This is a genomic window from Myroides odoratimimus, assembly GCF_004337635.1.
GTDB classification, from domain to species: Bacteria; Bacteroidota; Bacteroidia; order Flavobacteriales; family Flavobacteriaceae; genus Flavobacterium; species Flavobacterium odoratimimum.
Window position 1 is genome coordinate 2,220,209 of sequence record NZ_CP037427.1, and the last position, 25,519, is coordinate 2,245,727.

The 25,519-nt window shown below is 34.1% G+C and carries 22 protein-coding genes and 1 tRNA gene; 12 read left to right on the forward strand and 11 right to left on the reverse strand.

Features of this window, described 5'->3' with window-relative positions; genetic code table 11:
- The first annotated feature begins 134 nt into the window (after nt 1-134).
- Together trxB and E0Z07_RS10160 are read left to right on the forward strand one after the other, a co-directional pair.
- The gene (gene trxB, locus E0Z07_RS10155; RefSeq protein WP_131540671.1) at nt 135-1,076 is read left to right on the forward strand and encodes a thioredoxin-disulfide reductase; all 942 of its coding nucleotides are present in this window, start codon (nt 135-137) and stop codon (nt 1,074-1,076) included.
- A 120-nt stretch (nt 1,077-1,196) separates the two neighbouring features.
- A complete protein-coding gene (locus tag E0Z07_RS10160) occupies nt 1,197-2,159 on the forward strand; it encodes an ABC transporter ATP-binding protein (RefSeq protein WP_131540672.1) in 963 nt (320 codons plus the stop codon).
- 87 nt (nt 2,160-2,246) lie between these two features.
- On the opposite strand, the gene E0Z07_RS10165 is transcribed toward E0Z07_RS10160, so the two are convergent.
- Nucleotides 2,247-4,667 carry an alpha/beta hydrolase family protein gene (locus E0Z07_RS10165; protein ID WP_131540673.1) on the reverse strand — a complete coding sequence of 807 codons (2,421 nt, stop codon included), beginning with the start codon at nt 4,665-4,667 and terminating at the stop codon, nt 2,247-2,249.
- A 143-nt stretch (nt 4,668-4,810) separates the two neighbouring features.
- Here E0Z07_RS10165 and E0Z07_RS10170 point away from each other — a divergent pair, with 143 nt between their 5' ends.
- Together E0Z07_RS10170 and E0Z07_RS10175 are read left to right on the forward strand one after the other, a co-directional pair.
- Nucleotides 4,811-5,818: a 3-oxoacyl-ACP synthase III family protein gene (locus E0Z07_RS10170; RefSeq protein ID WP_131540674.1), complete on the forward strand. Its 1,008-nt coding sequence runs from the start codon at nt 4,811-4,813 to the stop codon at nt 5,816-5,818.
- 38 nt (nt 5,819-5,856) lie between these two features.
- Complete coding sequence (locus E0Z07_RS10175) at nt 5,857-6,525, forward strand: sterol desaturase family protein (RefSeq protein ID WP_131540675.1); 669 nt, start codon at nt 5,857-5,859, stop codon at nt 6,523-6,525.
- 44 nt (nt 6,526-6,569) lie between these two features.
- Here E0Z07_RS10175 and E0Z07_RS10180 read toward each other — a convergent pair whose 3' ends face one another.
- On the reverse strand, nt 6,570-7,613 hold the full coding sequence (locus E0Z07_RS10180; protein ID WP_131540676.1) for an endonuclease I family protein: 1,044 nt from the start codon (nt 7,611-7,613) through the stop codon (nt 6,570-6,572).
- Between the two features lie 90 nt (nt 7,614-7,703).
- Here E0Z07_RS10180 and E0Z07_RS10190 point away from each other — a divergent pair, with 90 nt between their 5' ends.
- Together E0Z07_RS10190 and E0Z07_RS10195 are read left to right on the forward strand one after the other, a co-directional pair.
- Nucleotides 7,704-8,057, forward strand: coding sequence for an ISAon1 family transposase N-terminal region protein (locus tag E0Z07_RS10190; RefSeq protein WP_006260368.1), 354 nt, complete (start codon nt 7,704-7,706; stop codon nt 8,055-8,057).
- Complete coding sequence (locus E0Z07_RS10195) at nt 8,044-9,030, forward strand: ISAon1 family transposase (RefSeq protein WP_039328873.1); 987 nt, start codon at nt 8,044-8,046, stop codon at nt 9,028-9,030. The genes E0Z07_RS10190 and E0Z07_RS10195 overlap by 14 nt, the downstream gene beginning before the upstream one ends.
- Before the next feature lie 115 nt (nt 9,031-9,145).
- Here the strand turns inward: E0Z07_RS10195 and E0Z07_RS10200 are convergent.
- Nucleotides 9,146-9,219 (reverse strand) — tRNA-Met (locus E0Z07_RS10200).
- Nucleotides 9,220-9,584: 365 nt separating this feature from the next.
- Between E0Z07_RS10200 and E0Z07_RS10205 the strand changes: the two genes are divergently transcribed.
- Complete coding sequence (locus tag E0Z07_RS10205) at nt 9,585-10,235, forward strand: DedA family protein (protein WP_029988604.1); 651 nt, start codon at nt 9,585-9,587, stop codon at nt 10,233-10,235.
- A 269-nt stretch (nt 10,236-10,504) separates the two neighbouring features.
- On the opposite strand, the gene E0Z07_RS10210 is transcribed toward E0Z07_RS10205, so the two are convergent.
- From E0Z07_RS10210 to E0Z07_RS10235, 6 genes are all read right to left on the reverse strand, one after another.
- On the reverse strand, nt 10,505-11,545 hold the full coding sequence (locus E0Z07_RS10210; protein ID WP_131540677.1) for an endonuclease I family protein: 1,041 nt from the start codon (nt 11,543-11,545) through the stop codon (nt 10,505-10,507).
- Nucleotides 11,546-11,858: 313 nt separating this feature from the next.
- On the reverse strand, nt 11,859-12,812 hold the full coding sequence (locus tag E0Z07_RS10215) for an endonuclease I family protein (RefSeq protein ID WP_131540678.1): 954 nt from the start codon (nt 12,810-12,812) through the stop codon (nt 11,859-11,861).
- Between the two features lie 76 nt (nt 12,813-12,888).
- Nucleotides 12,889-14,100, reverse strand: a complete 1,212-nt coding sequence (locus E0Z07_RS10220; protein WP_131540679.1) for an RsmB/NOP family class I SAM-dependent RNA methyltransferase — start codon at nt 14,098-14,100, stop codon at nt 12,889-12,891.
- Nucleotides 14,101-14,189: 89 nt separating this feature from the next.
- Nucleotides 14,190-14,621: a hypothetical protein gene (locus E0Z07_RS10225; RefSeq protein WP_131540680.1), complete on the reverse strand. Its 432-nt coding sequence runs from the start codon at nt 14,619-14,621 to the stop codon at nt 14,190-14,192.
- 4 nt (nt 14,622-14,625) lie between these two features.
- Complete coding sequence (locus E0Z07_RS10230; protein ID WP_131540681.1) at nt 14,626-15,039, reverse strand: hypothetical protein; 414 nt, start codon at nt 15,037-15,039, stop codon at nt 14,626-14,628.
- 43 nt (nt 15,040-15,082) lie between these two features.
- Nucleotides 15,083-15,625, reverse strand: coding sequence for an RNA polymerase sigma factor (locus E0Z07_RS10235; protein ID WP_131540682.1), 543 nt, complete (start codon nt 15,623-15,625; stop codon nt 15,083-15,085).
- 100 nt (nt 15,626-15,725) lie between these two features.
- Between E0Z07_RS10235 and E0Z07_RS10240 the strand changes: the two genes are divergently transcribed.
- Nucleotides 15,726-16,382 (forward strand): HAD family hydrolase, encoded by a 657-nt coding sequence (locus tag E0Z07_RS10240; protein ID WP_131540683.1) that lies wholly within the window; start codon nt 15,726-15,728, stop codon nt 16,380-16,382.
- A gap of 139 nt (nt 16,383-16,521) precedes the next feature.
- Nucleotides 16,522-17,037, forward strand: a complete 516-nt coding sequence (locus E0Z07_RS10245) for a DUF2892 domain-containing protein (RefSeq protein WP_131540684.1) — start codon at nt 16,522-16,524, stop codon at nt 17,035-17,037.
- Nucleotides 17,038-17,452: 415 nt separating this feature from the next.
- Here E0Z07_RS10245 and E0Z07_RS10250 read toward each other — a convergent pair whose 3' ends face one another.
- Nucleotides 17,453-19,045 carry a peptide chain release factor 3 gene (locus E0Z07_RS10250; RefSeq protein WP_131540685.1) on the reverse strand — a complete coding sequence of 531 codons (1,593 nt, stop codon included), beginning with the start codon at nt 19,043-19,045 and terminating at the stop codon, nt 17,453-17,455.
- Nucleotides 19,046-19,436: 391 nt separating this feature from the next.
- Here E0Z07_RS10250 and E0Z07_RS10255 point away from each other — a divergent pair, with 391 nt between their 5' ends.
- The 3 genes from E0Z07_RS10255 to E0Z07_RS10265 all read left to right on the forward strand — a co-directional run bounded on the left by E0Z07_RS10255 (nt 19,437) and on the right by E0Z07_RS10265 (nt 24,837).
- Nucleotides 19,437-20,306, forward strand: a complete 870-nt coding sequence (locus E0Z07_RS10255; protein ID WP_131540686.1) for a hypothetical protein — start codon at nt 19,437-19,439, stop codon at nt 20,304-20,306.
- Complete coding sequence (locus E0Z07_RS10260) at nt 20,293-21,666, forward strand: peptidylprolyl isomerase (protein ID WP_131540687.1); 1,374 nt, start codon at nt 20,293-20,295, stop codon at nt 21,664-21,666. Before E0Z07_RS10255 ends, E0Z07_RS10260 begins: the two co-directional genes overlap by 14 nt.
- A gap of 408 nt (nt 21,667-22,074) precedes the next feature.
- Nucleotides 22,075-24,837, forward strand: coding sequence for a bifunctional aconitate hydratase 2/2-methylisocitrate dehydratase (locus E0Z07_RS10265; protein ID WP_131540688.1), 2,763 nt, complete (start codon nt 22,075-22,077; stop codon nt 24,835-24,837).
- 92 nt (nt 24,838-24,929) lie between these two features.
- Here the strand turns inward: E0Z07_RS10265 and E0Z07_RS10270 are convergent, their stop codons facing one another.
- Nucleotides 24,930-25,394, reverse strand: a complete 465-nt coding sequence (locus tag E0Z07_RS10270) for an OsmC family protein (RefSeq protein WP_131540689.1) — start codon at nt 25,392-25,394, stop codon at nt 24,930-24,932.
- Nucleotides 25,395-25,519 lie beyond the last annotated feature (125 nt).

A 25,519-nucleotide genomic window follows, 5' to 3' on the forward strand; every position in this document is an offset into this window, starting at 1 on the left:
ATAATTTTTTTTGTGTGCAAGAAAAAAAAGGAATAAATAAAAATTATTTGACTATTTGTTTTTTCTCTTGTTTGTTGTTTTGAAACGAGGATAAAAAAACTATTTTTGTTATACTAACAATAAAACAAATCATTATGTCTGATATAGAAAGAGTAAAGTGTTTAATTATAGGTTCTGGGCCTGCTGGTTATACAGCAGCAATATATGCGGCACGTGCTAATATGGCACCTGTACTTTATCAAGGAATGCAACCAGGAGGACAATTAACTACAACAAATGAAGTAGAGAACTTCCCTGGATATCCAGAAGGAGTTACAGGACCTGAAATGATGATGCAATTACAGGCACAAGCACAACGCTTCGGTGCTGATATCCGTGATGGATGGGTAACGAAGGCTGAACTTAAAGGAGATGTAAAGAAAGTATGGGTAAATGAAACCACTGAGATTCACGCTGATACTGTTATTATCTCTACTGGTGCTACAGCGATGTACTTAGGATTACCATCAGAGCAACACTATTTATCATTAGGAGGAGGAGTATCGGCATGTGCAGTTTGTGATGGATTCTTCTATAGAAATCAAGAAGTAGTAATCGTGGGAGCTGGAGATTCAGCTTGTGAGGAGGCTCATTACTTATCTAAATTATGTAAAAAGGTTACTATGCTAGTGCGTAGTGATAAGTTCCGTTCATCTCGTATTATGGAGGAACGTGTGCGTAATACTGAAAACATCGAAATCTTGATGAATACGTCTACTGTAGATGTATTAGGTGATGGTAATGTAGTAACAGGTGTTCGTGTGAAAAATAATATCACTGGTGAAGAGAAAGACATTGAAGCTACAGGTTTCTTCGTAGCTATTGGTCATAAGCCTAATACAGATATCTTTAAAGAAGAGTTAGAGATGGACGAGACAGGATACTTAATCACTCAAGGGAAGACTAGTAAAACGAATGTTGAAGGAGTTTTTGCTTGTGGAGATGTACAAGATAAAGATTACAGACAAGCTATTACAGCTGCAGGTTCAGGATGTATTGCAGCATTAGATGCTGAGCGTTATTTAGCTGCTAAGTAATATGTATTGAATACAGTATATAAGGGAACCCAATAGTGGTTCCCTTTTTTATTATTAAAAGTTAATATTATATAGTGCTTAAAGGGATATTATTATATTTGTTTTTCATAAAAAATAGAAATGCTTTTACTTAAAAATATATCATTTAGTTACTTAGAAGAAAAAACAGTTATTAATAACCTTAGCTTGGTTGTCGAAAAAGGACAGCATGTTGCTCTGTTGGGAGAAAGTGGATGTGGCAAGAGTACTTTATTAAAATTGATTTATGGTTTACAGGATCTAGATCAAGGAGAGATTCACTGGAATAATAAGCAAGTTTTAGGACCTGCATATCATTTGGTTCCTGGAATAGATGAAATGAGATACCTAGCTCAAGATTTCGATTTAATGCCTTTTACTTCTGTAAAAGAAAATATAGGTAAGTATCTTTCTAACTTTTATATGGAAGAGAAAGAGCATCGTATAAAAGAACTTTTGACATTAGTAGATTTAGATGAATATGCAGATGTAAAAGTAAAACACCTAAGTGGTGGACAACAACAACGTGTTGCTATAGCTCGTGTACTTGCATTAGAGCCAGAGATTCTATTATTAGATGAACCATTTAGTCATATTGATTATTCGAGAAGAAGTCTGCTTAGACGTAATCTATTTGCTTATTTAAAAGAAAAAGGAATTACGTGTATAGTGGCTACTCATGATAGTATTGATGCATTGAGTTTTGCTGATGAGACAATTGTACTAAAAGATGGCGAGTTAGTGGATATGGGGGAAACCAAAGATGTATATGAGTTTCCATTGAATAAATATGTAGCATCTTTATTTGGAGAAGTTAATGAGTTATATATTTCAGACTTTACAAATTCTTTTGAAGAAGACGAATTATTGCTAATTTATCCTCATCAATTAATGCTCTCAAAACAAAAGGGCCAAATAGAGGTAGAGGTGCTTGATGCTTATTTTAAGGGAGATGGTTATATGATAAAAACTTTCTTTAATGAGGATAGAGTAGTATTCTTTGACCATCCTTTTAATATCGAAAAAGGGACTAAGATTAAACTAGCATTGAAGAAATTTCAATAATAAAAAACGCCACTTTAATTAAGCGGCGTTTTTTTGTTGTATATATAAACGAAAAAAGCTCAGCAATTGCTGAGCTTTTAAAATATACTATTTTTTGTTTTTTACATTTTTTTCTAAGAATTGATCTTGTTCCCATAATAGGTGGAAGATATTTTCTTTAGCAGCATATCCATGACTTTCTTTAGGAAGGATAACCATTCTAACTGGCGCACCTAATCCTTTTAAAGCTTGGAAGTAACGCTCTGTTTGTAATGTAAATGTTCCAGGGTTATTATCAGCTTCACCATGTACTAATAACATTGGAGTCTTCATTTTACTAGCATTCATAAATGGAGACATTGTATTGTATACTTCAGGAACTTCCCAATAGTTTCTTTGTTCTGTTTGGAAACCAAATGGAGTTAATGTTCTGTTGTAAGCTCCACTACGTGCAATACCTGCTGCAAATAAGTCTGAATGAGTAAGTAAGTTAGCTGTCATAAACGCTCCGTAAGAGTGTCCTCCTACAGCTACTCTCTTTCTATCGATATATCCTAATGCATCTACAGCATCAATAGCTGCTTTACCATTTGCCACTAATTGTTCTACATAAGTATCATTTGGCTCTTCTTTACCTTCTCCTACGATAGGGAATGCGGCGTCATCTAATACCGCGTATCCTTTCGTCACCCAGTAGATAAATGATCCATAAGAAGGGAATGTAAACTCATTAGGGTTATGTGTTACTTGCGCAGCACTATTTTTGTCTTTGTACTCAGCAGGGTAAGCCCAGATTAATAGAGGTAATTTCTCTTTCTTAGCTTTGATATCATATCCAGCAGGTAAATACAAAGTACCTGATAATTCTAAACCATCTTCTCTCTTATATTTAATTACCTCTTTGTGTACTCCGTTTAAAGAGCTAAAAGGGTTTTTAAATGAAGTGATTGCTTTTAAGTCATTCTTCTTATTGATATTTCTGAAGTAGTAGTTAGGATATTCAGTAGCTGATTGAATAGATACTAATACTAATCCTTTCTTAACATCTTCTATAGATTGAATAGTCTCTTTTTTATCTGTGTAATTAGACTGGTACAATCTTTTTGTTTTTAATGTTTTTAAATCGAACTCATCGATGAAAGGGAATTGTCCTTTAGCTGTATAACCTTGTCCGATTAAGAAAAGTTTATTATTTTCTTTAGCTAATACATAACGGTCAAATTCATTTCTTTTTAATTCGAATGTACCTGGATCACTGTATACGTCTTGTGAGTTTCTGTCTTCTATTTTTACAGGAGCGTCATTAAATTTAGATGGATCAATAATGAATGTTCTAGTATTTCTAGTATCATACCACTGATCGCCTACTAAAGCTAAGTTATCATCTCCCCAAGTGATTCCACCATAACGTTGAGATAATTTAACAATAGATTTAGGTGGGTTATTAAATGGGGCATCCCAAGTAAACACTTCATCTCTGAAAGGTACATCTTTCGCAGGATCACCACCATCTAAAGCTTCTACATAATAAAGAGTAGCGGCTTTATCAGCTCTCCATCCCATATTTCTCTTTCCTTCACGAGTTGCCATAAATCCTTTAGGCATGATTTCATTTAAGGGAATATCATTTACTTCTTTTACTAAGTTACCTGCTTTGTCATAAACTACAGTTTTCATAGGAAAACGGTTTAGTGATACTAAGTAAGAGAATGGTTTCTGTAATGTAGTAACCATTAAGTATTCTCCATCAGGAGAGAAACTAGAACCGACAAATAAATCTCCTTTTTTGAAAAGTGTTTTATTCCCTTTAAGGTCTATTTTATACAATTCAGATGTTACTAAAGTTTCGAAGTTAGCTTCATCAGTTTTATTCTTTAATAAATCTTGGTATGTTCTGTTTTGAGAAACAACACCTTCACTCACAGATACAATAGGACCTGTTGGTAAATTTTTAGAAGTATCGATTAATGCAGGTCTATTAGCAGGGATCTGATTAATCAATAAAGATTGACTATCCTTAAACCAAGTAATAGGGTTGCCGATATTCGCATTTAAATTTGCTTCAGTTAGCTTAGTTGCTTGAGCAGTCTTTACGTCTAAGATCCAAAGCTCTACACCGTTTTCAGCAGTGTTTGTGAATGCTAATTTTGATTGATCAGGAGACCAAGTAATATTCGTAATTCTAGGATTAGCTGGTAATCCTTTTACTTGTATTTCTTGAGTATCTTTTATTTTTCTAACTTTTAGGTTAGTAATATAAGTTACTGTGCTTGAGATATTTGTGTTTACATCGATACGTAAACCAGCAAGTCTCATTTCGTTTACATTCAAATCCATTAATGTCTTATATGTACTTCTATAGCTTAGAAGCATATATTCCATTTTGTTGTCCATAGATATAGCAGGAGCTCTTTCGAAGTCAGCTAATTCTAGAATTTCTTGTGATGGTTTTTGATATGTAACATTTTCTTGTGCGTACATAGAACTAATCAAAAATAGGGATAATAAGGTTGTTTTGATGATTCTCATTATGGTTAGTTTTAACGTTAGGTCGGCTAATATAAACGAAATTATTGAGTGTTCTGTGAGTGTATAGCCTTTTTATGGCAAAAATGTTTAAGTTTTTAGTTATTAGTGTATTTTTGTAGCTCGTAAACCAATTTTTTTTTAAAATGTTTAGATCAAAAATAAGCGGATTAGGTTATTACGTTCCTGAGAATGTAGTGACCAATGACGACCTGGCGAAGATAATGGATACTAACCATGAATGGATTGTAGAGAGAACAGGTATACATGAAAGAAGACATAAAGCATTAGAAGAAGATACAACTTCTGGAATGGGAGTAAAGGCTGCTCGTATAGCGATGCAGAGAGCAGGAGTAGAAGCAAAGGATATTGACTTTGTCGTATTTGCTACTTTGAGCCCTGATTATTATTTTCCAGGACCAGGAGTAATGTTACAACGTGAATTAGGATTAAATACCGTTGCGGCATTAGATATTCGTGCACAGTGTTCAGGTTTTATCTATGCTTTATCTATAGCAGATCAGTATATTAAAACTGGAATGTATAAAAACGTACTTGTGGTAGGGTCTGAAGTGCACTCTACAGGTTTAGATATGACTACTAGAGGTAGAGGAGTATCTGTTATTTTTGGAGATGGAGCTGGGGCAGCAGTATTGACTCGCTCTGAGAATGAAGAACAAGGTTTGTTATCTACACATATCCACTCACAAGGAGAACATGCAGAAGAATTAGCCTTATTAGCACCAGGAATGGGAGGTAGATGGGTAACAGATATTTTAAAGGATAACGATCCTGATGACGTTAGTTATACTCCTCATATGAATGGACAGTTTGTGTTTAAAAATGCAGTAGTTCGTTTTAGTGAGGTGATTAATGAAGGATTAGAAGCAAATGGTCTACAAGTATCAGATATTAATATGCTAATCCCTCATCAAGCCAACTTGAGAATATCTCAATTTATTCAGCAGAAGTTTGGTTTATCAGATGACCAAGTATTTAATAATATCCAAAAATACGGAAACACAACTGCTGCTTCTGTGCCAATTGCTCTAACAGAAGCTTGGGAAGCAGGTAAGATTAAAGAAGGTGATTTAGTTGTATTAGCAGCTTTTGGAAGTGGATTTACTTGGGGGAGTGTTATTATTAAGTGGTAAAAAATAATTATATTAGCTTTAATTAAGTTAATGTAGTTATGAAATTTGATAAAATCCACAATAAGGGTCAGGCTAGATTATTTAAGAATCCTTATTTAGAAATGCTTACTAAGGGACATCCTGCAGTTATTTGGGGGATGTATATACCTGTATTATCGTATATAGTATATTTAGGATATACAGATTACAATTTATCAGTCCAGAATCTTATTCTTCTATTCTTTGGAGGAATGATATTCTGGACTTTTTTTGAATATTTAGCTCATCGTTATATCTTTCATTTAATAAGTGATAAGCCAAATGCACAGAGATTTGCTTATATTATGCACGGCAATCATCATCATTATCCTCGTGATAGACAGCGATTATTTATGCCTCCTGTGCCTAGTATTATATTAGCTTCTGTACTTTTTGGATTGCATTATCTGATCATGGGAAGATATACATTTGGTTTTTATCCAGGTTTTATAATAGGATATTTATTATATGCATCAATGCACTATGCTATTCATGCATTTGCACCACCTTTTAAGTTTATGAAACCACTGTGGCGAAACCATCATTTGCATCACTATAAAGATGAAGAAATGGGCTTCGGTGTAAGTAATACCTTTTGGGATCGAGTATTTGGAACAATGTTCGACTTAGATAAAGAGAAAGAAGATAAAGAGAAGGTAAAAGAACTTATGTTTGAAAAGAAGAAATAAACGAAAAACGACTATCAAGCTATGATAGTCGTTTTTTTATGATATTATTTCCATGTGTTTTCTGCTATATAGATAGGCATACCCCATATGACATTAGCTAAGCTTGGGTTATCTATAAAAGGATTTCTATTTCCTTGAGCATAACGAAATTCAGGGTTTTGAGGATTGCCATGATATTCGTTTCTTCTTCTTTCTATTTCATCTACAGGATCTTCGGCATTCCACTTTAGGAATAAGTCAATCATACTATCTGTAAGAGGAGCTCTAGAGTTGATAGGTATACCTACTTTACTAGCATTCGTATATCTATCAAAATCAGGTTCGTTTTTGTTACTTTCGTAGCGAATATGCATATATAGCATCATACGTGCCACGTCACCTTTCCAATCATCTCCTGGATACCAATTATAAGAACCAACTGGTCCAGAATTACCATGCCCATCAGCAAATTTCTTATTGCCTCTTGTATTATTCCATGTTCCATTTATAGATCGTAGGTTATGAACATCTGTTCCAGCAATTTCAGGAATAGATGTCCCAATATAGTTAGATTTAACATTCGCAATTAAAGCAGTTTGTTTAGTGTTTTTTACAACAGCAAGAGATTTTGCAAAAACGTGTTCACGTTCCCAACTATAATCTCTATTACTTCCATTGCCACTACTTTTACTAGTTTTATGCATAGATCTTTTATGTATAACATTTTTAGCATCCTTATCTGGCCATCCATAAATAAGGAGAACATTGTTAGGATTGTCAGGATCTTGATCTGTGTATTCTATTGCTTCCCATACACCTGGTGTATAGGGTATTGGATGATGTGTTTGTGTAATTAACTTCGCTAGTTCTTTTTTAAGTTCCATTCCCTTTTTAGACCAATCGATGCTTTTATAGTAATCACTATATTCTGAAGGGATTTTGAAAGTTTTAGGATCAGGTATGTCTTTATCATTGCCAATAGGAGGAACTACAACTGGAGGTGTAGGATCTACTGGTGAAGTAGGTTTGTCTATTATAGTATTATCTTCTTTTGAGCAAGAAAAAGATAATATAGCAAGACATAGTATTATACTAAATCTTTTAATCATTGGTAATTATGTTTTATTGTTTCTGTTATGACAAAATTAGGATCAACGTTAAAAGTTGGGGAGGAAAGTGTAAAATAATATCTTTGTGCTATGATGGATAGCCAAGAAATACTAAAACTAATCTTACCTACTTACTTAGTAGAACACTTCAATATTACTAAAGTAGAAGAATTAGAGACCAAACTACATATCTACTTTGAAGAGAAGAATGATTACGGAAATCAATGTGCTGAAAGACAGCTTATTTCTAAAGGTTTCCATAGTATGATTACTATTGAAGACTTCCCGTTACGAGGTAAATCAGTTAAACTACACGTACAACGTCGTCGTTGGACAGATAAACAAACAGGAGAAATTATATCACGTGATTGGAATATCATCGCAGAAGGAACACGAATGACTACAGAGTTCTCGGAGTTCTTAAAAAAAATTGGCCGATACTAAAGTACTTAGCTGTAAGGCTATTGGTGAATTATTTGGAGTTAAAGGTGAAAAGTTTCAACGCCAATACAAACATAAAACTAGTGGTTTCAAACAATGGGATCAACAAGAACATGCACAAGACTGGCTACTCTACCCAGAAAATATAACTGAACAACTCTCCATAGATGAAGTATGTTTATCTATGGGAGAATTGTACACTATACTGACTTCTAAAGCAGGTAAAGGTCAGAAAAAGACCATTGTAGCGATAGTTAAAGGAACAAAATCAGATACTGTAATAAAGCATCTATCTAAACTACCTAAAAAACTTAGAGATAAAGTTACCGAGATTACTTTAGATATGGCAGGGGCTATGAAACAGATAGCTAAGAAGTGCTTCCCTAAAGCTGTGCAAGTAATTGATCGTTTTCATGTACAAAAGCTTGTAAGTGAAGCTGTACAAGATATTAGAATAAAATATAGATGGGCTGAGCTTGACGCTGAGAACACTGCTGTTTTAAAGGCTAAGGAAGAAGGCATTATATATAATCCTGAAATACTTAGTAATGGAGATACTAAGAAGCAACTTTTAGTTCGCTCACGTTCTCTACTTTATAAAAACCAAATTAATTGGACATCTGACCAACAAGAAAGAGCTAAGGTACTATTTGAATTATACCCAGAGATCAAACAAGCCTATCTACTTGCTAATAACCTTAGACAGATATATAATCTACAAATAGATAAAGAAATAGCTATGACTAAGCTAGCTCATTGGTTTAATGATATTGAAAAAGCTTCACTCAAACACTTTAGTACTGTTTTAAAGACTTTTAATGTACACTATAACGAAATCATCAATTACTTTATTAATAGAAGTACAAATGCTTCTGCGGAATCATTTAATGCCAAAATTAAATACTTCCGTATGATGTATAGAGGTGTTAGGGATAAGAAGTTTTTCCTTTTTAGATTAACTAGACTTTTTGCCTAGTCCCCAACTTTTGTCACTGATCCCAAAATTACTTAATTAAAATGATAATGACGGAAAGTGTCCAAAATAAACCAAATAAAAAAGGACATCTTAATTAAGATGTCCTTTTGCCTTGTAGCGAAGACGGGAGTTGAACCCGTGACCTCAGGGTTATGAATCCTGCGCTCTAACCGACTGAGCTACCTCGCCATTTTTGGTCTGCTTTACTTCCGTATTGCGAGTGCAAATATAGTAGTATTTATGGGTTCTCCAAACTGTTTTGAATAGATATTTTTAAAATAAATGACACGATTAGTTTAACCTGTTTAGAATGAAAAGTTTACTGTAGAAATATTTTTTCATTTTTTTGAAATATTTTTATTCTCACCAGTCTCCTGTTATAAAGTACTTTTTATAGAGGATAGAATAAGGGTAAATAAAGTTTCTTGCACTATTTTTTGTATTTTAAATAAAGTATAAGGCTATGTTTTTGTGTGGTTTCTCAAAAAGATACACATTGTTATAATTTTGTGAAATTTCTTTTAGAAATTGTTTTGATATATATCTTTGAGGGTATGGAACTATTAGATTATCTTTTTCACATTGATAAGTATTTGCACATCTTTATAGAGCAATACGGAACGTGGTTATACGTTATTTTATTTTTAATTATTTTTGTTGAGACTGGATTAGTGGTCATGCCATTTTTACCTGGTGATTCACTTCTCTTTGCAACAGGAATGTTAGTAGCTCAGTCAGATGAACTGAATATAGTATTAACCATTGCAATTCTTTTAGTAGCAGCCATTACTGGAGACTCTTTAAACTATTATCTCGGACGAAAAGTAGGAATGCGTCTGACAGAATTTAAGTTGTTTGGTAAGCAAGTAGTGAAACAAGAGCATCTAGATAAGACACAGTCTTTTTATGAGAAGTATGGAGAGCGCACCATCGTTATTGCTCGATTTGTCCCTATAGTTCGTACATTAGCCCCTTTTGTAGCAGGTATTGGAAAGATGAGATATGGAATATTTATGACTTATAATGTAGTAGGAGGGATAGTATGGGTAGTCGGACTTACTCTAGCAGGATATTTCTTGGGTAATATACCTCTTGTAAAAGATAATTTCTCTAAAATTGTACTTCTGATTATCGTAGTGTCTGTATTGCCTATTGTGTATGAGTTTATAAAGGCTAAAGTACAAAGCAAAAAAGCAATTGAATAGAATATTAATTTAAATAATAAATGATAGAACCAATGTGATAAGCATTGGTTTTTTTATGGCTTTATTCAAAAATATGTGATAGTGATGTATAAAAGAAACAATACAAGATAGTCTCTATTCAAGATTGAGCTTATTATTGTCTAGTTGTAGAATTAATCTAAGACTGTGAAGTAGAATTGAATTAATAGGGGAGTGCAGATACTAGATATAATAAAAAAAAGCTAGAAATCATCTACTGACTTCCAGCTTTTATTTATAATAGGGTTTTGTTATTTACTCCATTTGTTTTCTGCCTTAGGACCACCCCAGATGCGATTAGCTAATTCAGGGTTGTCAATGAATGGGTTACGGTTACCTTGAGAATATCTATAGTTAGGATTATTTGGGTTACCATGGTATTCATTACGTCTTCTCTCTATTTCATCGACAGGGTCTTCTGCATTCCATTTTAAGAATAAGTCAATCATTTCATCGCTTAATACACCAGCTTTAGCATCTCTAGGCATTCCTACTTTAGTAGCTTTAGTATATCCTCCTCCATTTTCGTTTTCATAGCGGATATGCATATACATCATCATACGAGCTACATCTCCTTTCCATTCATCACCAGGGAAATAGTATTCTTTACCTACTTTTTTTGAATTTCCACTACCATCTACAAATTTGTTATTACTTCTAGATGAGTTCGTAGATCTATTGATTGCACGTAAATGGTGTGCATCATGTCCTGCTATTTCTTCTGATGTAGTAGGAATACGATCAGAACCATCAGAATTTTTACCGAATACAGTTATTAAGGCTTTTTGATTTTTAGTTTTATCTGTCGCTAATGCTTTAGCGAATACATGTTCTCTTTCCCAAAGAGAGGTAAGGGGTAAATTTGTTGATTTATCGTTTTTATGTTCTTTTGGGACAGATCTCTTTTTAGTGATATCATTCTTAGCATCTTTATCAGGCCAACTGTATATTTGAAGAACATTATTTTTATTCTCTGGATCTTCATCAGTGAATTCTGTAGCTTCCCACATCCCTGGTGTATAAGTTTGTGGGATATGTGTATCTTTCACTAGTTTTGCTAACTGTTGTTTTAGTAGTGTTCCTTCTTTAGTGAAGTCTAGCTTGCTGTAATACTGTTGGTATTGAGCAGGGATGATGTAGTCTCCAGGATTAGGAGTGATATTTCCTCCTTCATCAGGTTTTTCTCCTCCACCGTTACCTGGTTTTTCTGTAGGTTCGGTAATAATAGGGTCTTTTGTACAAGAAGTAGCGAAGACGGCTAATCCTGCTAATACAAGTAATGTTTTTTTCATGTTTGGTAAGTGATTTATTATTCTGTTTTTTTTACAATAGAATGAATAATTATTGCGCTATTCTATTAGTTTGCAAGTTAACTTATTCTCTTCTCTAAGTTTAGTTGATACAGATAGTTTATGAATATTCATGTATATACGCAAAAAGAGGAAGTATGATATTGTTATTTATTGTCAGTATGAGAAGAACTCTATTTTTTTAGGTTTTTTAGTATTAATTAGTGAGGCATTTTTAGGGGGATAAGGCAGATAGAAGGCCAAAAAAAAGGACAATCCGTCAGATTGTCCTTATAATGTATCTAAAATTGTAAAGTTACTTTTTTGCCCAATGATTTTTTGCTTCTGGGCCACCCCAGATTTGAGTGGCTAGATACGGATTGTCTATAAAAGGGTTTCTATTTCCCTGAGCATATTTATTATTTGTGTTAGCATGATACTCATTTCTATATTTCTCGATTTCAGAGACAGGATCTTCAGCATTCCATTCTAGCAATAGATTAATCATATTTGGATCTATTTTATTAGAAGTACCTACTACTACACCAGCATTTCTTCCATTATTTCCTTTAGGAGTATACTTAGGGATACATCTATTCTCATAACGGATATACATATACATCATCATACGTGCCACATCTCCTTTCCATTCATCGCCAGGATACCAGTAATCTCCTATTAGCTTAGAAGGGCCACTACCTTGTGCAAATGGTTTATTTCCTCTAATACTATTCCATTTCACATCTGCAGCTCTTAGATGATGTGCATCTGCTCCTGGGCCAGCTTCGTTTAGATTAGGGGTACCTAGTGATTTAGCATAAGTGTGTTCTCTGTTCCATTGTCCTTGTCCACCACCATTACTCTGTTTACCTCTAGTATATGCTGTGGTTCCTGATCGCACTCCTTTATGACCATATAATAGATATACTTCATTACCTTCAGGTGTTAGGTCAGTTGCTTTGGTAGCTTCCCATATTTCTTTATAGCTTAATTCTCTTACGTGTTGACGAGTGCTTAGTTCTGTTAGCTCTTGTTTTAGCGCTAGACCTGTTTTAGTGAAATCTACTCCTTGGTAATAGTCTTGTTCAGACTCAGGAATAGAGAGAATACCAGTGGTAGTAGCCTTACTTTTTTCAGTGGCTTTAATATCAGTAGTAAGGACTTCTCCTGTTGAGTAAATAGGGGTAAAGTCTGTATTACTCTTTTTATCACATGCACCTAGCGTAAGTACTAAAAGAGATATTGAGGCTATAAGGAAGTTGGTTTTCATACGTCAGAAATATCAAAAGGAGTATATAAGTAAAAAGCCTGTTTTAAGGTAAAACAGGCTTTTGTTATCGATAGGTTTATTTTTTCTCTAATAAAGCCATATAGAATCCGTCAAAACCAGACTCACTAGATAGAATTTTATGATCTTCGATCAGTTTAAAGTCTTTACCAGTATCTGATTTTAAGAACTTTTCTATCTGTAGTTCATTTTCAGAAGGAAGAATAGAGCAGGTAGCATATACCATCTTACCACCAGCTTTAAGTATCTTAGAATAATCTTGTAATACTTGCTCCTGTACTTGCTTAATTTCTTCTACGAACTCAGGTCTAAGCTTCCACTTGCTATCAGGGTTTCTTTTTAATACTCCTAATCCACTACATGGTGCATCTATTAATAGACGATCAGCCTTGTCATGTAGTTTTTTAATCGTTTTAGTACCTTCTATGATTCTGTACTCTATATTAAAAGCTCCGTTTCGTTTAGCTCTGATCTTTAGTTGCTTTTGTTTGCTCTCATAGATATCCATTGCTATGATTTGTCCTTTGTTCTCCATAAGAGAAGCTAAGTGTAGTGTCTTACCACCTGCACCAGCACATGTATCTACTACACGCATTCCAGGTTTTACATCTAACAATCTAGCTACTAACTGTGAAGAAGCATCTTGTACCTCAAACAATCCTTCTTTAAAAGCATCCGTCATAAATACATTCGCTCTTTCCTTAAGAATTAATGCATCAGGATATTCTTCTGGTAAGATAGTCTCTATATCTAGATCCATCAGAATACCATATAGTTTTTGTCTAGTTGTTTTTAAGGTATTCACACGTAAGATCACGCTAGCTTGTTTATTCTGAGCAGCAAGTTCTTTTGTCCATTTTTCTTCACCTAATTCTTTCACACCTAGTTCATCCATCCAGTCAGGAATAGACTCTCTGAACTTACGTGTTTTATTTAATTCGTCGAATCTACCTTTAATACGTCTTGCAGGTGTGTTTTCGAAGTATTTCCAGTCCGGCAATGTATAACCTCTAAGTACAGCCCAAACAGCGAATATTCTCCAAGCGTCATCTCTGTTTATAGGGTCTTTTACTTCTGCTATTTCAGCATATAGTCTTCTCCATCTTACGATTTCATAGATAGTCTCAGCTACGAATTTTCTATCAGCGCTTCCCCAGCGTTTATCTTTTTTCAAGGCTCTAGCTACCATTTTATCTGCATACTCACCATCGTTGAATATAGCTAAAATAGAGTCTATAACTGTAAATACAAGGTTTCTGTGTAATCTCATTATTATATTATATATAAAATAGCCCACAAATATACGTTGATTTGTGGGCTTTATAGGTATGGATTAGTATTATTTTAAGTTAAAGAGAATTACTTCTTGTCTTTATACTTTTTTAAGAGTTGACGGTTAAAGTCGTCTTCTGCTTTTTTTAGAACAAGAATTTTCTTTTCACCTATGATCTTTTTAGTATCTTCTACAAACTTGATTCGAGCAGAAGAATAAGACTCTTCGAAGTCTATTAACTCCTGTACTTTCTTAATCGCTTCTTTATCACTTAGTTTGTTTAAGTCTTGTATATCTGCGTTTTTGATGTATTTAAATACATTAGTATGTCGTAGTTCTGACATCTTCTTATCATAAGCGATGTAGATAGGTAAGAACTTTTCAGCTTGTTCGCTGCTCAAATTTAATTCAGCTGTAATATGAGCAACTTTTAATGATCTAATCTGATCATGTTTGTCTTGTGCATAAGTAGTTACACTAAACATAAGCACCATTAAAATACTTAATAATTGTTTCATTGTATTATTCATTTAAGTAATACTCGATGTCAATATGTGATAACACATAATGATCTATTTGGGATTGTTTTATTTCTATATTGTCTTTTAGGTCATTGAAGTCCTCTTCATCTAATGCATTGATAATATCATTGTTTAAAGAAAAACTTTGATTGTATTCTAAGTAATTCTCTATACTATCCTTATTTAAGGAATTAGAATCTGGAGAAAAGAAGAACTTTATACCAAATAGCAATGCAATAGCCGCTGCTGCGGTGGTCCAAATATAACGGTTTTTATACAGAGGTACTATTTTAGGAGTAGGGGTGATAGAAGAGTCAATATTAGCTAATACTCTACTCTCTAGATTAGCAAAGTAGTCTTCAGGTACTTTAAAAGTATCTTTAGGATCTTTCGTATTTAAATATTTATTGTCCATATTCTTCTCCTTTATTAGTTAGACGATTAAAAAGTACAAAGGTTTAATTTGACTTTATAAAAAGTTCTATTTTCTTTACTGCGTGATGATAAGAAGCTTTTAGTGCTCCTACACTAGTCTCTAAAATTTCTGATATAGTCTGGTAGTCTAGATCTTCATAGTATTTCATTTTGAAGACGAGTTGCTGTTTTTGTGGTAATGATGCTATTGCCTTTTGTAAAATGAGCTCTGCTTCATCACCATCGAATAGGCTGTCTGCCTCCAGCTGATTGACTAGATACTCATTTAGCTCATCATCTTCTAGTTGCATTTTTCTACTTTTTGACTTTAGAAAATCTAGTGCTTGATTAGTCGCTATTCTATACATCCATGAGAACAATTGACTATTACCTTTAAAGGTATCTATGTTTTGGTAGATTTTTATAAAAACTTCTTGTAGCACATCGTCAGTATCATCGTGATTTAATACTATAGTACGGATATGCATATACAAGCGCTGCTGATAGAGGCTTAGTAATTCACGAAATGCTTCATGCTTTGTGTCGTTATTTTGTAATCGATGTAAGAGTGAAATTTCGTCTGACAAGAGTTTTGATATTTTATAGTTTGTTTTTGGATGTGAGAAGTAAATGTAGATAAATAAAGTCAGTATATTGATATAAAGGATTATTTTTGTCAGAAAAAAAATGATCAAGACGGTTATATTTGATATGGACGGGGTGATTGTAGATACTGAGCCGGTACACCGTTACGCATATCACAGTCACTTTAAAGAATTGGGAATAGAAGTTTCAGAGCACGTATATAATTCCTTTACAGGGCACTCTACTAAGAATACGTATGAGCGCATAAAAGAAATATATGGTGTAGAAGGTAATATTCCGGATATGGTATTGAGAAAAAGAGCGTTGTTTAACGAATCTTTTGATACTAAGCCTGATCTAGAATTAATAGATGGTGTACGCGACTTGATAGAAGGGTTACATGCTAGAGGGATAGAACTTATCGTAGGATCATCAGCATCTAAGAGTACGATAGATAGAGTGTTCACTCGTTTTGGGCTGTATCCGTTCTTTACACATATCGTAAGTGGAGAAGATCTGCCTAAGTCTAAGCCAGACCCAGCTATATTCTTAAAGGCAGCATCACTAGCGAAGTACAGTGATAAGGATAACTGTATCGTGATAGAAGATAGTACTAATGGTATCAAGGCAGCTAATGCAGCAGGTATTAAGGTAATAGGATATAAGAGTGCTAACTCTAAACAGCAAGACTACACAGGGGCTAACTATATCGTACACGATTTTACGACGATAGATGCGGACTATATCATCCAGCTCTAAGCTAGAGTAGATAAAAAGTAGTTAAGAAAAAATATAATGATTTAGGAATGTAAAGGCGTTTAATTTGACTTTCTTTTATTTTTATAATGGATAGAAATTATTAACTTTGCGTTCTTTATAATAAAAGCTTATTAAGTAGATGTTTCATAGATATATTAAATTAGGTATCGCTGCGGTATTACTCGCAGTATCAGTTTGGCAATTCGTAGAAGGTAATATTGGTAACGGTATTTTCTTATTGTTCCTTATTTCATTAGTAATATTACTTTACTATAAAAATGAGTTTATCTTATTAGCTTTCTTAAAATTGAGAAAACAAGATTTTGACGGTGCCCAAAAATGGTTGAATAAAATCAAGAATCCTGAGACAGCATTAGTGCGTAAGCAGAATGGATATTATAACTACTTAATGGGAATCATGACTTCTCAGACTAACTTAAATGCTTCAGAGAAGTATATGAAGAAGGCTGTAGAGCTTGGACTAAACATGGATCAAGATTTAGCAATGGCTAAACTTCAGCTAGCAGGTATCGCAATGACGAAGAGACGTAAGCTAGAAGCTACTAAACTTCTAAGTGAAGCACAGAAGCTTGATAAACAAGGGATGTTAAAAGACCAAATCAAAATGATGAAAGAACAAATGAAGAGATTCTAATCTTAGATTTTGTTAAAGATATAGAAAGCTACACTTAGGTGTGGCTTTTTTTGTATCTCAGTCGACTTGAGTCCGTAGTGAGTCCGTTATGAGTCTGTAGTGACTCCGTTTTATAGACAGTTTTATCGGAGTGACTATATACTTAGACTAGATAGAGTGTGTATTTGTTCCGATGGAGAGTGAGAGAGAGGTGAATGGTGGTAGAAGTGATGGATATTAGTTTATACGTATGTATATAAATCCGAAGTGTTAAAAAGATGAGTAGCTAGTGTATGAAAGATATCAGATAGTCAGAACATAGTTTTTAGTATTCAGATGCTTACCTCTTGTTTTGACTTTCTAAATAAAGATAGAACTATAAAAAAAATCGCTTAAGATTATCTCTTAAGCGATTTTATATTTTATAGTATATTGACTATTTAATCTCTTCTGATGTGAATGCTAGTTTCACAGTAGGGAATTTACTTTGTGTCATTTGGATAGAGAATTCACTATCTGCTAAGAACACTAGTTGTCCTGATTTATCAAAAGCTAGGAACTTCTGCTTAATACGTTTGAATTCTTTGAACTCTTCGTTTTTAGGATCTTCTGGACGTACCCAACATGCTTTATAAGCAGGGAAGTTCTCATACGTACATTTAGCTCCGTATTCGTGCTCTAAACGGTATTGGATAACCTCGTACTGAAGGGCTCCTACAGTACCGATTACTTTACGACCATTCATCTCTAGAGTGAATAACTGTGCTACCCCTTCGTCCATTAACTGATCGATACCTTTCTCTAATTGTTTAGACTTAAGTGGATCAGCGTTGTTGATATAACGGAAGTGCTCAGGTGAGAAACTTGGTATACCTGTGAACTGCATGATTTCTCCTTCAGTAAGTGTGTCTCCGATCTTAAAGTTACCAGTATCGTGTAACCCTACGATATCTCCAGCATACGATACATCTACGATTTCTTTTTTCTCAGCGAAGAAAGCATTCGGGCTAGAGAACTTAAGCTTCTTCCCTTGTCTTACGTGTAAGTAAGGAGTATTTCTCTCAAATGTACCAGATACAATCTTGATAAATGCTAGACGGTCTCTGTGTTTAGGGTCCATGTTAGCATGGATCTTAAATACAAATCCTGAGAACGTATTTTCTTTTGGCTCTACTACTCTTGTACTAGATTCTTTAGCACGAGGAGAAGGAGCGATTTGGATAAAACAATCTAATAGCTCACGTACCCCAAAGTTGTTTAACGCAGAACCAAAGAATACAGGTTGTAGGTTACCACTGATATATTCTTCTCTGTCAAATTCTGGATAAATACCTTCTATGATTTCTAGTTCATCACGTAGGTTATTAGCAGATTTTTCACCTACTAATTTGTCTAATTCAGGAGAAGCTAAGTCAGAGATATTGATTGTTTCTTCAATGTTCTTACGGCTATCTTCACTGAATAAGTTGATATTCTTTTCCCAGATATTGTAGATACCTTTAAAGTCATACCCCATACCGATAGGGAAACTTAAAGGAGTAACTTTTAGTTGAAGTTTTTGTTCTACTTCATCCATTAGTTCAAAAGCATCACGTCCTTCACGGTCAAGTTTGTTAATGAATACGATCATTGGGATGTTACGCATTCTACATACTTCTACAAGCTTCTCAGTCTGTTCCTCAACCCCTTTAGCTACGTCGATTACTACGATAACACTGTCTACTGCAGTCAGTGTTCTGAATGTATCTTCTGCGAAGTCCTTGTGACCAGGTGTATCTAGAATATTAATCTTTTTGTCTTTATAATTAAATGCAAGAACCGAAGTTGCAACAGAAATACCACGTTGGCGTTCAATCTCCATAAAATCGGAAGTAGCTCCTTTTTTAATCTTGTTGTTTTTTACTGCACCAGCTTCTTGAATAGCTCCACCAAAAAGTAGTAACTTTTCAGTTAATGTTGTCTTACCAGCATCAGGGTGAGCAATTACACCAAATGTACGTCTACGATCTATTTCCTTTAAAAAACTCATTATTAAAAAATTTAAGGTACAAAAGTACTTATATTTTGCGGAATTAAAAGTTGTTTTTTGGAGAATGATGTATACATTTAGTTGGTATCTAATCCTTAGATGAGCTAGTAGTGATGGGGTATGCGTAAATAGTGCAATGAATAAAGAGAGTCGAGCTACTGTGAAATACAATATTTAGATAGGAAAGGAGTTATCCTTTATGTAAAATAATTACATAATTATTATCAATACTTCGTTAACTAGTGTATGTACTTTAGTAAAGATTTGTATTATTGTGTGTTGGAATTTAAAAGGAGTGGAGGCAGAATTATAAAGTAACTTATCTAAGGTTATAAAACTTTATTTTAAAATAAGTATTTTTGGGAATTAGTTTCATAAATAGAAATAGTATATGAATAAATATCGCTTAGTAGGAACCTTGTTTTTGAGTATGTTATGTGGTGCTATGGTGGTATCTTGTGATAAGATTGGTAGTAGTGGTACTAAAGAGAATGCTGTAGCAAGGGTAAATGATACTTATTTAGATAGAGATGAGGTGCATGGCATCGTACCATCTAGTGCTGATAAGCAGGATAGCTTGGCCATTGTTACTCGATTTATAGATAAGTGGGCTACTAAAAAGTTATTGATAGATGCAGCAGAATTTAACCTCTCTAGTGATAAGAAAGAAGAAATAGATAAATTAGTCGATCAATTTAAAAGTGATTTGCTGATCAAGGATTATCTAGAAAAATTAGTACAGAAGAGTATAGATACCATCATTCAAGAGAAAGATTTGAAGGTGTATTATGATAAGTATAAGAGTAATTTCCTTGTAGAAGATATGTTGGTAAAAATGTCTTATGCTAATGTCTTAAAGGATAATAGTAATTATAATACTATCAGGAAGTATTTTAGCTCGTCTCGAAAAGAGGATCATGAAAAATTAGAAGGTATGTCTCTACATATGAAATCATATGCTCTAAATGACTCTATATGGGTGGATGTGAAGCAGATATATGAGAAACTCCCTTTCTTAAATAATAATAACAAAGATAATTACTTAAAAAACAATACCTTTTTTGAGGTAGAAGAAGAAAATAGTACTTATTTTGTAAAAGTGAATACAGTATTATCTAGAGGAAGTGTAATTCCTTTTAGTTATTTAAAGAAATCACTAAAGATGATGGTCATTAATGATCGTAAAATGGAATTACTAAAACAATACGAAGAAGATATATTAAAGGATGCTAAAAAAAATAAAAAGTATGAAGTTTTTTAATAAGAAGGTAATGGTAGCTCTAGGGCTAGCTCTTTCTTTTGTAGGATTTGCGCAAGGGCAGACTAAGCAAGGTAGAAAAATAGATGGAGTAGTAGGAGTAGTAGGTGATTACATTATCTTAGAATCAGAAATTGATAAAACGTTGATAGAGCTTAAGGCACAACGTATTCCTACAGGTGATTTATCAAGATGTGATTTATTTGAAAAACTATTAGAGGATAAACTATTTGCTCATCAGGCTGTACAAGACAGTTTAGAGGTGACGGATGCTGAGGTGACTAGCTTTATGAACGAACAGATCAACCGTATGGTGGAGGATGTGGGGTCTATAGATAAGATTATTCAGTTCTATAATAAAAAGAACGAAGAAGAGCTACGCGAGGCATTATTCGAAATCGTAAAGCAAAATAAACTGACACAGAATATGCAACAGCATATCGTGGAGAAGGTAACTATCACTCCAGAAGAAGTACGTCAGTTCTTTAACGAGATTCCTAAAGATCAGTTGCCAACTGTAGGGGATGAGGTAGAGATAGCTGAGATTGTGATTAAACCAGAGATTTCTAAAGAGCAAAAGCAAAAAGTAATCGATCGTCTGAATGAGATGAAGAAAGACGTGTTAGAGAATGGAGCTAGTTTCTTTAGTAAAGCGGTATTATTCACAGATGATAGAGGGTCAGCTAGTAATGGAGGATTCTATTCTATCACTAAAAAGTCTCCTTTCGTAAAAGAGTTTAAAGAGGTAGCATTTAATATGGCAGAGGGAGAGATCTCAGAGCCATTTGAGTCAGAGTATGGTTATCATATCATATACTTAGAGAAGATACGCGGACAGCACTTAGATCTAAGACATATCTTATTAAAGCCAAAACCGACTGATGCAGCATTAGAAGAAGCTAAAAAAAGAGCAGAGAATATTCGTACGAAGATTGCGAATAAAGAAATCACATTCGCAGCTGCTGCAGCTAGTGAGTCAGATGATAAGGATACAAAACAAAATGGTGGTATTATGAAAGATCCTAGATCATTAGATCCACGTTTTGAATTGAATAATATGGAAGATAGAGAACTATACTTCTTAGTGTCTAATCTAAAAGAAGGCGAAGTATCTCAAGTGGCATTAAAGAATGATATGCAAAAGCAAGAGAAATACTATCGCATAGTAACAATCAATAAGAAATATGCTGAGCATAAAATTGATTTTGCTGAGGATTATACGAAGGTTAGAAATATGGCCTTAAATAAAAAGCAAGGTGAAGAAGTAAATAAATGGGTATCTCGTAAGGTAAATGATGCTTATATTAACATTCAAGGAGAATTTCGCAATTGTAAATTCCGTAATAATTGGCTTAAAAAATAAGAATATAATAATCTGAAAGAATGAAAACGACATTTTAGCAATTGGCTAGAATGTCGTTTTTTTTATGTTTAAGGGATAAATATCGTAATATGATATATTAAGCATTAAAAATTAATTAATTTCAGAAAAAGAGGTTCTGTTTATTAAAACTATTGAATTTAATTCAGTAAAGAAGAATGTTTGTAAATAATATTTTTTGTATTTGTAGGATTCATTAAAAACTTTTGAAAATAAATTAGTTTGCTTAAATTTGTACTGACAAAAATCGAAGTGATAAACTAAACATAATTATCTAAACTAAGAAGGATGAGTGTGTGAGGATTAAGCTTAGAAAAGAACTAATACTAAATAACATGTATAGGTTGATACAGGGTTCTATCCTCAACCTTTTATTAAATAGACATAACTATGAGTCTTTACAAGGATTACATCAACGAGATCGAAGAAAGAAAAACTCAAGGGCTTAACCCTAAGCCAATTGACGGTGCTGAACTATTAAGTGAAGTTATAGCACAAGTAAAAGATGCTGAGAACGAATACCATGAGGATTCTCTTAAGCTTTTTATTTATAATGTTTTACCTGGTACTACTAGTGCTGCTGGTGTTAAAGCAAAGTTTCTAAAAGAAATTATCTTAGGTGAGGTTGTAGTAAAAGAAATTACTCCAGCTTTTGCTTTTGAATTATTATCTCATATGAAGGGAGGTCCTTCTATCGAGGTTCTTTTAGATTTAGCATTAGGTAATGATGAAGCTATCGCTTTAGAAGCTGCTAAAGTACTTAAGACACAAGTGTTCTTATACGATGCAGATACATTACGTCTAAAAGAGGCTTTCTTAGCTGGTAATGCTATTGCTAAGGATATCTTAGAGAGCTATGCTAAAGCAGAGTTCTTTACTAAACTTCCTGAAGTGGCTGAGAAAATAGATGTAGTGACTTTCATCGCTGGTGAAGGGGATATCTCTACAGACTTATTATCTCCAGGTAACCAAGCTCACTCTCGTTCTGACCGTGAACTTCATGGACAGTGTATGATCACTCCTCAGGCTCAACAAGAGATTAAAGCGCTACAAGCAGCTCATCCTGGTAAAAGCGTGATGTTAATTGCGGAAAAAGGAACAATGGGAGTAGGGTCTTCTAGAATGTCAGGTGTGAATAACGTAGCATTATGGACAGGTAAACAAGCAAGTCCTTATGTACCTTTCGTTAATATTGCTCCAATTGTAGCAGGTACAAATGGAATTTCTCCTATTTTCTTAACGACTGTGGATGTAACAGGAGGTATTGGAATTGACCTTAAGAACTGGGTAAAGAAAACAGACGCAAATGGAAAAGTTGTCCTTAACGAAAAAGGAGAGCCTATCTTAGAGGAAGTTTACTCTGTAGCAACAGGAACTGTATTGACAATTAATACAAAGACAAAAAAACTTTATAACGGAGAAAAAGAGCTTATCGATATTTCTAAAGCTTTAACTCCACAAAAAATGGAGTTTATCAAAGCAGGTGGTTCTTATGCTATCGTGTTTGGTAAAAAAATTCAAACTTTCGCAGCAAAAGTATTGGGTATAACAGCTCCAACAGTATTTGCTCCTTCAAAAGAAGTTTCTGTGGAAGGACAAGGACTTACAGCTGTAGAGAAAATCTTCAATAGAAATGCAGTAGGAGTAGCTCCAGGAAAAGTATTACACGCTGGATCTGATGTACGTGTAGAAGTTAATATCGTTGGTTCTCAAGATACAACTGGTCTTATGACTGCTCAAGAGTTAGAGGCAATGGCTGCTACAGTTATTTCTCCTATCGTAGATGGAGCTTACCAATCTGGATGTCACACTGCTTCTGTATGGGACAAAAAAGCGCAGGCTAATATCCCTAAATTGATGAAGTTTATGAACGACTTCGGTTTAATTACAGCACGTGACCCTAAAGGTGAATACCATTCTATGACTGACGTTATTCACAAAGTATTGAATGATATCACAATTGACGATTGGGCTATTATTATCGGTGGTGACTCACATACGAGAATGTCTAAGGGAGTTGCTTTCGGTGCGGATTCAGGAACAGTTGCTTTAGCTCTAGCTACAGGTGAGGCTTCAATGCCAATTCCAGAGTCAGTTAAAGTTACTTTCAAAGGAACTATGAAACCACATATGGATTTCCGTGACGTGGTGCATGCTACACAATCTCAAATGTTGAAACAATTCGCAGGAGAGAACGTATTCCAAGGAAGAATTATCGAAGTACATATCGGAACTCTTCTTGCTGACCAAGCCTTTACATTTACAGACTGGACTGCAGAGATGAAAGCTAAAGCATCTATCTGTATTTCTCAAGACGATACTTTAATTGAATCATTAGAAATCGCAAAAAGCCGTATCCAAATCATGATTGAGAAAGGTATGGATAATAAAAATCAAGTGCTTCAAGGCTTGATTGACAAGGCTAATAAGCGTATCGAAGAGATTAGATCAGGTGAAAAACCAGCTTTAACTCCAGATGCTAATGCTAAGTATTATGCTGAGGTAGTGATTGACTTAGATATTATCGAGGAGCCAATGATTGCTGACCCAGATGTAAATAACGAAGATGTTTCTAAACGCTATACACACGATACAATTAGAGAGCTTTCTTACTATGGAGACAACAAAAAAGTTGACTTAGGTTTCGTAGGTTCTTGTATGGTACATAAAGACGACTTGAAGATCGTTTCTCAAATGCTTAAAAACATTGAAAAACAAAGTGGTGAAGTTAAGTTTAATGCTCCATTAGTAGTGGCTGCTCCGACTTACAACATCATCGACGAGTTGAAAGCTGAAGGAGATTGGGAATACTTACAAAAATATTCAGGATTTGAGTTCAGTGACTTGTTGCCAAAAAGCAATGCTCGTACAGAGTATGAAAACATTATGTACTTAGAGCGCCCTGGTTGTAACTTATGTATGGGTAACCAAGAGAAAGCAGCTAAAGGTGATACTGTAATGGCTACATCTACTCGTTTATTCCAAGGACGTGTAGTAGAAGATTCAGAACGCAAAAAAGGAGAATCTTTATTAGCTTCTACACCAGTAGTAGTATTATCTGCTATCTTAGGAAGAATACCAACTATCGAAGAATATAAAGCTTCAGTAGAAGGAATTAACTTAACTAAGTTTAAGCCAATCCCTACTAAGTAATTAGAATAGTATTTATATATACCAAGCGAGGTAGTCCATACAGACTACCTCGCTTTTTTTATGGTTTACTTGATTTTAATAAGATGCTTATTTTAACTGAAACATTGTGCATGATGCTCTATTTCAAAATTGCAAGAATTAGCAATAAAGCAAAGTTTATTGGCTTGGGTATGCAGTTGTAGTGCTAATTCTTTTTGCGATTCATCTTTGATGCGTATTATCGGATTTAAAACTACTTTGATTATACGTCCACTGCCATCATCATTTAGTACCAATGTAGCTTGTGAATTATCTTCGTAAGTAAGCACCTCTATATTGTGTTGTTGGCATACGTACAGATAAGACATCATGTGGCAAGAGGTAAGGGCACTCAGCAATAAATCTTCTGGATTTAGCAAGATAGGATCTCCTTTAAAGGCTTTGGCTGCTGAAATAGCTAAAATATCTTTTCCCTCTATTTTTACGGTATGACTTTTAGCATACACCTTTTTGTTTGACTCTTTTTGCTTGTCGGGCGCTATCCAATTTAGTGCTGCTTTAAAAAGATGTTTGTACATAGTATTGGCTTATCTAAATGTTTTGTTTTGTGTATTTAGATAGTAGTGGAGTTAGAGTAACTCTTACTATCAATGATTTATTCAAATTTAAACAAAATACACATCTATTCCCTTGTTATCATGTC

Bases quoted from the DNA above. Each gene is read 5' to 3' on its own strand.
- trxB (WP_131540671.1), top strand. From the start codon at position 135: ATGTCTGATATAGAAAGAGTAAAGTGTTTAATTATAGGTTCTGGGCCT.
- E0Z07_RS10160 (WP_131540672.1), top strand. From the start codon at position 1,197: ATGCTTTTACTTAAAAATATATCATTTAGTTACTTAGAAGAAAAAACA.
- E0Z07_RS10165 (WP_131540673.1), bottom strand. From the start codon at position 4,667: ATGAGAATCATCAAAACAACCTTATTATCCCTATTTTTGATTAGTTCT.
- E0Z07_RS10170 (WP_131540674.1), top strand. From the start codon at position 4,811: ATGTTTAGATCAAAAATAAGCGGATTAGGTTATTACGTTCCTGAGAAT.
- E0Z07_RS10175 (WP_131540675.1), top strand. From the start codon at position 5,857: ATGAAATTTGATAAAATCCACAATAAGGGTCAGGCTAGATTATTTAAG.
- E0Z07_RS10180 (WP_131540676.1), bottom strand. From the start codon at position 7,613: ATGATTAAAAGATTTAGTATAATACTATGTCTTGCTATATTATCTTTT.
- E0Z07_RS10190 (WP_006260368.1), top strand. From the start codon at position 7,704: ATGATGGATAGCCAAGAAATACTAAAACTAATCTTACCTACTTACTTA.
- E0Z07_RS10205 (WP_029988604.1), top strand. From the start codon at position 9,585: ATGGAACTATTAGATTATCTTTTTCACATTGATAAGTATTTGCACATC.
- E0Z07_RS10210 (WP_131540677.1), bottom strand. From the start codon at position 11,545: ATGAAAAAAACATTACTTGTATTAGCAGGATTAGCCGTCTTCGCTACT.
- E0Z07_RS10215 (WP_131540678.1), bottom strand. From the start codon at position 12,812: ATGAAAACCAACTTCCTTATAGCCTCAATATCTCTTTTAGTACTTACG.
- E0Z07_RS10220 (WP_131540679.1), bottom strand. From the start codon at position 14,100: ATGAGATTACACAGAAACCTTGTATTTACAGTTATAGACTCTATTTTA.
- E0Z07_RS10225 (WP_131540680.1), bottom strand. From the start codon at position 14,621: ATGAAACAATTATTAAGTATTTTAATGGTGCTTATGTTTAGTGTAACT.
- E0Z07_RS10230 (WP_131540681.1), bottom strand. From the start codon at position 15,039: ATGGACAATAAATATTTAAATACGAAAGATCCTAAAGATACTTTTAAA.
- E0Z07_RS10240 (WP_131540683.1), top strand. From the start codon at position 15,726: ATGATCAAGACGGTTATATTTGATATGGACGGGGTGATTGTAGATACT.
- E0Z07_RS10245 (WP_131540684.1), top strand. From the start codon at position 16,522: ATGTTTCATAGATATATTAAATTAGGTATCGCTGCGGTATTACTCGCA.
- E0Z07_RS10250 (WP_131540685.1), bottom strand. From the start codon at position 19,045: ATGAGTTTTTTAAAGGAAATAGATCGTAGACGTACATTTGGTGTAATT.
- E0Z07_RS10255 (WP_131540686.1), top strand. From the start codon at position 19,437: ATGAATAAATATCGCTTAGTAGGAACCTTGTTTTTGAGTATGTTATGT.
- E0Z07_RS10260 (WP_131540687.1), top strand. From the start codon at position 20,293: ATGAAGTTTTTTAATAAGAAGGTAATGGTAGCTCTAGGGCTAGCTCTT.
- E0Z07_RS10265 (WP_131540688.1), top strand. From the start codon at position 22,075: ATGAGTCTTTACAAGGATTACATCAACGAGATCGAAGAAAGAAAAACT.
- E0Z07_RS10270 (WP_131540689.1), bottom strand. From the start codon at position 25,394: ATGTACAAACATCTTTTTAAAGCAGCACTAAATTGGATAGCGCCCGAC.